We start from the raw sequence: 6,305 nt of genomic DNA, 5'->3' as shown, positions 1-6,305 counted from the left end.
CGAACGCCCGTAGCCTTGCTGCGGGTGTTGGCGTTTGTAGACATCCCATTCTCACAGAACGACAAAATCCCGGCCAGTTCTCCCTGGAGCGCGACCCGATGCCCGTTGGGCGCATCGGGGTCCGGTGTGAGGATGATCTTGTCGATCAAGCTGCGCAGCAGGTCCCCGGCTTCGGTCTTGAGCGCCGGATCGTTGAGGCTGGATACCAGATCCTCGACCTTCCTGCGAAACTGATCGGCAAGACCAGGGTGCAGCAGAACCGTGTCCTCTTCAGGGTGGGCTGCGATGGTGGCTTCCAGCTCCGCCTTGCGGGCTTCGAGCGCATCCATTTTATCCTTCATGCTCGCCTGAAACATGCCCTGCGCAATCGCTTCAACGATATTGTCGATCTCACGCGTAATCTGGGCGAGGTCCTGTTCGGCTTTGTCGCGGGCCGCTTGTGCGGCGCGCCGTTCTTTGCGGCTTTCGGCCTGATACGTCTCAACGAAGGTCGAGATCATCTCGGACGTCATCAGGCGCTCGCGCAGACCGGACAACACTCGCTCCTCAAGGTCGAGCCGTTTGATCGTCTTGCGGTTCTGGCAGGTGCCGCGGTTGCGCGCGGCAGAACATCCCATCCGGTCGGCACTGATCATAATGTAACCCGCACCGCAGTCTCCACACTCGGCAGTTCCCGACAGCAGGTAGCGCGCGCGGCGGCCATTGTGGGCTTGCGGGCCATCACCGTCACACCGGGCCTCAAGAATTGCGCTGCGCGTGGCACCCTGTCGTGCCTTGACCGCGTCCCAGAGTTCTTCATCAATAATACGCAGCTCGGGCACCGGCTCGCGGACCCACTCTTCGGGTGGGTTCGGGAGGGCTTGGCGCTTGCCCGATTGTGGACATTTGACGAAGCGCTGCCGGTTCCAGATCCTCTCTCCGATATAGAGATCGTTGTTCAGGATCCCTGTACCGCGCTTCCAGTTTCCAGAAATGGTTGAGAACGACCACGTTGGCGCGCGTGGGGCAGGGACAGCTTCTTCGTTCAATGCGGTGGCGATGCGCCGCGCACTGAGGCCAGCCGCGTAGTCGGTAAAGATCCGACGGACGATCTCGGCTTCGGTCTCATTGATGACAAGCTCGCCGGTCGTGAAGGTCCCGTCGGGCAGGGGGCTGCGATTGATATCATAGCCGTAGCTCTTACCTCCAGCTGACTTGCCGGCCTTCACACGGCCCTCAAGACCGCGGTGCGTCTTCTGCGCGAGGTTCTTCAGGAACAACGCGTTCATCGTACCGCCGAGGCCAATTTGATAATCGGTGATCGTGCCCTCGGCCTTGGTGACAATCTCCACGCCATAGAACTGCATGCGCTTATAAAAGCCGGAGATATGTTCAAGATCGCGGCTGAGCCGATCGAGGGATTCTGCCAGGACGACGTCGATCTCGCCGGAAAGAGCTGCTTGCAGTAGGTCTTGAAACCCTGGACGCAGATCGGTCGCACCGCTGATTGCGTCATCCCGGAAGGATCGGATCACATTGAAACCATGCGCGTTCGCGAGGGCTCTGCAGACGCGCATCTGATCATCGATCGACGTTGCGGTCTGCATATCTGTCGAGAACCGAGCGTAGATCGCTGCGCGCCTCTGGCGTGTGCTCCCTGGCATTGTGATCTCCCTAATCGGCCTTACCGGATCTGTCGCGCTCCTGCGCCAGGGCGTCCTCACGGGCCGCTTGGCGCGCCATAAGCTTTACGAGGGCGGTAAGTGCAGGATGCGTGCCTGCGGCCTCTCTTGCAAGCCCCGCGCCGCCCGACGCTGGCACAGAAGCACGGAGGTCTTCCGAATGGACCTCCTCCTGCTTTGCCTCTGTCGTTCGTTCGCGCCGCATGGCGTGCCGCCTCCGTTCGCCGCAAGCCAGTAAAAGCAGGGGCGTTGATATCCAGTGTCGATGTCGGGTCGCTGGGACCGGGTTGCATGCAGGATACCAAAGATCGGGGTCACATTGCGCCTGTTAAGATCGGGGAAACTACTGATTTATGTGGAAAACTCGGGCGGGAGGGCCGACGAAACGCGGTTCTTGTAAGAAAAAGGTGTCGACGGGCGGCCAACTTCAAAGGCCTTCCGGGCCGAGGTTGAGCGGCGTTTCTGTAGGTGCTGTTAATTCCCGCCGGTGCGTTCGGGAGTGGCGCGCAGTTTGCGTATCTCGCAATGAGTTGCCGAGGGTCCAAACGCGACACGTCCAACCTCCGCAGGGAAAGCGCATGGCTCAACGGCGCGCGAACTACCCTGTCCATGCGCGACTGACAGGTCCTATCGCCGCTTCTTTAGATTGGGGTCTTCGACAAAGGGACCGAGCTGAACCGAGCCAAAGAGCGGCTTGTAATGTTCGCGCACATCGCGGGGCTCGGTGAACGACAGCGCGTATTGCCCGATTTGGTGGAAGTACGTGATGCGCGCGCGCAAGGCATGGTTGCACGAGCCGGCAACTGCGAAGCTCGGCCCGTCGGAATAATAAGGGAGGCCCCACTGCGGGGCCTCCAGTTGTGCTATTGTAGCGTCTCGCGCGGGTTCAGTCGCGCGGAGGCAGCGGCATCCAATCTGGTACCGACACCTCAGCATGCGCGAACTGCGGCATCTGCGCAGACAGTTCGTCCATGTTCGAAATGTCATTTTCATTCAGGAAGTCCTGTGTGATCAGCGTAGGTGGCACCACGACGCTATCGCCTGTTTCCTCGCCGGCGAGCATCATGGCCAGCGTCCGCACCGAGACCTCGCCCACGACGGAAGGGTTGGTTGCCACCGTTGCAACCCAAGCGCTGCCTGGCTCACGCATGGCCGAAATGTCAGATGTCGAGACGTCTGCAGAATAGATGTCGATTTGGTCGCTCAACCCACTTTCGTCCACTGCGATCTTCACCCCTTTGGCGAATTCATCGTAGGGCGCAAAGACGACGGTGATATCCGGGTTGGCCTGCAGCACCGAGCGGGCCTGATTGGCGACCGAGTTGGCAATCGGATTGTCGAGCGTGCCAAATTGAGCGACTTCTTCGATGCCGGGGTTGGCCTTTCGTGCGTCCTGCCAAGCAACGTCGCGCCGGTCGAGCGGCGCGATGCCCGGAACATAGACATAAGCTGCGCGGAAGGTGTCGCCGTTATCGGCAATGGCCTGTTCAAGTGCGAGACTGCCCAACATGTAATCTGACTGCTCAATTTGCGGAATTGCGTCGTTCTCGACATCCACGTCAAAGGCTACGACCGAAATGCCTGCATCAACCGCCCGCTGTGCTGCCGCCTGCATCGACTCGGTCAGACCGTGCTGGATGATGATACCGTCTACGCCCAATGCGATTGCCTGATCTACCATATCGGATTGCAGCGCCGCGTCCTGTCGGCTGTCAAGCACGCGCAAGTTTACGCCCAGTGCCTCGGCCTGCGCCTCAACACCGCCAAGATAGGCCTGAAAAAAGTCGCCAGTGGACAGGTAGCGTACCAACGCAATTTCTACGTCGCCGGGGTTGTCGAACGGCGCAGGCATATTCTGTGCTGCCGCGGCGCCTCCGGCAAATATCGCGCCGGTAGTTAGGGCCAGCATGGTTCGTCTGGAAAGTTTCATCGCTTTACCTCCTATTGCGATACGTCGTCGTTCAGTGACCGCCCGCCTTTTTTCGCTCGGACAGAGCGAAGGTGAACATCAGCGCGATGACAAGCACCGCTCCCTTCACAAAGTCTTGGGTGTAGTAAGGCGCGTTCATCATGGTCAGTCCCTGCAGCAGCACGCCCACGAAGAGCGCGCCAATGGCGGTGCCGAAGGCATTGGGCTTTGCCGCGCCCAGCACGGCAAAGCCGATCAGCGCGGCGGCCACGCTGTCGAGCAGCAGGTTGTTGCCGCTTGCGATATCCCCACGGCCAAGGCGCGCTGCCAAAAGAATGCCGCCAATTGCGGCGGTGACGCCCGAAATCATGTAGGCGGCGATCTTGTAGCGGTTCACATTCGCTCCGGCGAGACTTGCAGCCCGCTCGTTCGAGCCGATGGCATACATCAGGCGCCCGTGCTTTGTCAGTTCAAGGAACACCCAGATCACCAACGCCACGACCAGGAAAACAATAACTGGAGCGGGCAGCAGATTTTCCAGGAACAAGTCGAAGCGGTGACGTCCCAATAGTAGGAAACCAGGCGAGAAGGTCCCTTCGGCCGTGCCGCCCCCGGGCAATGTCATGCCTGTGGCGATCGAGCGTCCCTCGGTCGGGATGCGCTGCAGGCCAATCAGCAGGAACATCATGCCCAGTGTGGCAAGAAGGTCCGGCACTTTGAAGCGCACGATCAGGATGCCGTTCACCAGCCCAACGACCGCCCCCATGACAAGGCAAAGGATCACTGCCGTCACGGCGGACATTTCAAGCACGACCATCGCGTAGGCAGAAAGCATCAATGACGAAGTAGCGACGGAGCCGATCGACAGGTCAAACCCGCCGACGACAAGTGTGCATGTCACGCCAAGCGCCAGAATGCCGGTAATTGCCACAGACTGGAAAATAAATACCGCAGAATAGGCGCCGGCGAAACCCGGCGCAACGACAGAGAACATCACGACAAGGGCTACGAGTAGCACGAGAAAACCGTAGCGGATGGCGAGATCGATAAAACGGCTTTGTGGATTCATGCAGGGGAGCCTTCGTATTGAGCGGAGTTCATGTGATGGTCATGCCTTCGACGGGTTCGGGGGCGGGGCGGCCCGAAACAGCGGCGAGCAACGCGCCAAGGTCCAGCCCTTCGTTGCGGTAGTCTGTCACGATGGAGAAATCATGTAGGACGAGAATGCGGTCGGCGATCTCGACTGCCTCATCCAGTTCGGCGACCAGAACAAGCGTCGCACGCTCGCATGCAGTCATTCGGATATGAGCGCTTATGTCGCGGCGGGCGCGAATGTCGACGCCCTGAAAGGGCTCGTCGAGGATTAACAAGTCGCTGTCCTGGGAGAGCCAGCGACCGACCATGACCTTTTGCTGGTTTCCACCCGATAACGACAGGATGCTGTCCCGTGGCCCCTGACAGACGATGCCAAGCCGGTCGATCATTCCTTGCGTGGTCGTGAGCTCCGATTTGCGGCGCAGAATCCAGTTCGTCGCATAGCGCGCGGTGAAGGGCAGGGTGAGGTTTTGGGTGATATCGAAATCCGGCACGACACCGCTGCTGGCACGGTCGCGCGGGCAGAGAAACACGCCCGCATGGATCGCTTGCGCCGTGTTACTGGGGGCGTAGGGCTTACCGTTCAGCATGATTCTCCCGGCATCCGGCCGTTCCAGCCCATAAAGGATGGAAGCCAGACGCGATTTGCCCGACCCTACCAGGCCTACCACCGCGACGACCTCTCCCTTGGCAAGCATCAGGTCGAATGGGGCCGCACCGGGGGCGAGGGTCAGGCCGGTCGCGGTAAGGACTGGCGCGCCCGGCGACGCAGGCGTGACGTCGAGATCGGTCATCGACACGCCAAGCATAGCGGTGACCGCTCCTTCGGTGTCAAGCGGCTTGTCGGTGAATGTGCCGGTAATGACGCCGTCGCGCATCGCGACGATCCGGTCGGCGATCCGTCGAATATCAGACATACGGTGCGAAATATAGAGGACCGCCACGCCCCGGTTGCGTACCCGGTCGATCAGGGCGAAAAGACGCTCTGCCTCGCGAGCAGAGAGGGAAGAGGTCGGCTCGTCGAGGATCAGCACCTTGGGATCGCGTGTCATAGCCCGAGCGATGGCGATGAGCTGTCGCTCGGCCAAGGTCAGGTCGCGCACCGGGCGCGAGACGTCAAGGTCGAGTTGCATGGTGTGAGCGATGCGGCGGGCATCAGCTCGCATCCGCCTCCCGCGCAGCCAAAGTGCCGCACCCGGCGCGGCCATGCGGTCGAGCATCAGGTTCGACGCAACGTCCAGATCCGGTATTACGCCGTCGTCGATGGACTGGTGAACTGTCGCGATCCCGGCGCGCATCGCTGCAGCGGGGCTATGCGGCGCAAAGGGCGCGCCGTCGAGCGTGACGGCTCCTCGGTCCGCCGCGTGAATGCCGCTGAGTATCTTGACGAGCGTTGACTTGCCCGCCCCGTTTGCGCCCATCAGAACCGTGACCTCGCCTGCGACAAGATCAAGGTCTACACCTCGCAGCACGCGGTTCGGCCCGAATTCTTTGGTCAGTTGTCGTATTTTGCAGACGACCATAGGTGTGTGGCTCCCCCTCTGCCAGAGACCCTGCAGCGCGGTATCGCCTGTTGTCAACTGTCTTGACTTATGACGAATGAGCCGCAACCCTTCGTTCAAAACAGCCGCGTTCGGGGA

General features: G+C 60.6%; 4 protein-coding genes. All 4 read right to left on the bottom strand.

What is annotated here, in order from left to right; genetic code table 11:
- Nucleotides 1-1,643, bottom strand: a 1,643-nt coding sequence (locus tag DC363_RS06460) for a recombinase family protein (RefSeq protein ID WP_146180755.1), incomplete at its 3' end; no start/stop codon positions are given.
- Between the two features lie 904 nt (nucleotides 1,644-2,547).
- The gene (locus DC363_RS06445; protein WP_108640295.1) at nucleotides 2,548-3,591 is read right to left on the bottom strand and encodes a substrate-binding domain-containing protein; all 1,044 of its coding nucleotides are present in this window, start codon (nucleotides 3,589-3,591) and stop codon (nucleotides 2,548-2,550) included.
- A gap of 31 nt (nucleotides 3,592-3,622) precedes the next feature.
- Nucleotides 3,623-4,639 (bottom strand): ABC transporter permease, encoded by a 1,017-nt coding sequence (locus DC363_RS06440; RefSeq protein WP_108640294.1) that lies wholly within the window; start codon nucleotides 4,637-4,639, stop codon nucleotides 3,623-3,625.
- 28 nt (nucleotides 4,640-4,667) lie between these two features.
- Nucleotides 4,668-6,188, bottom strand: coding sequence for a sugar ABC transporter ATP-binding protein (locus tag DC363_RS06435; RefSeq protein WP_108640293.1), 1,521 nt, complete (start codon nucleotides 6,186-6,188; stop codon nucleotides 4,668-4,670).
- Nucleotides 6,189-6,305: the final 117 nt, after the last annotated feature.

Origin of the sequence: Thalassorhabdomicrobium marinisediminis (assembly GCF_003072065.1) — a bacterium.
GTDB lineage: Bacteria > Pseudomonadota > Alphaproteobacteria > Rhodobacterales > Rhodobacteraceae > Octadecabacter > Octadecabacter marinisediminis.
The sequence above is the reverse complement of the archived record's forward strand: the minus strand, read 5'-3'. Positions and strand labels throughout refer to the sequence as shown.

What these genes read in the sequence shown, in the direction of transcription:
- DC363_RS06445 (WP_108640295.1), bottom strand. Translation starts at nt 3,591, where the DNA reads ATGAAACTTTCCAGACGAACCATGCTGGCCCTAACTACCGGCGCGATA.
- DC363_RS06440 (WP_108640294.1), bottom strand. Translation starts at nt 4,639, where the DNA reads ATGAATCCACAAAGCCGTTTTATCGATCTCGCCATCCGCTACGGTTTT.
- DC363_RS06435 (WP_108640293.1), bottom strand. Translation starts at nt 6,188, where the DNA reads ATGGTCGTCTGCAAAATACGACAACTGACCAAAGAATTCGGGCCGAAC.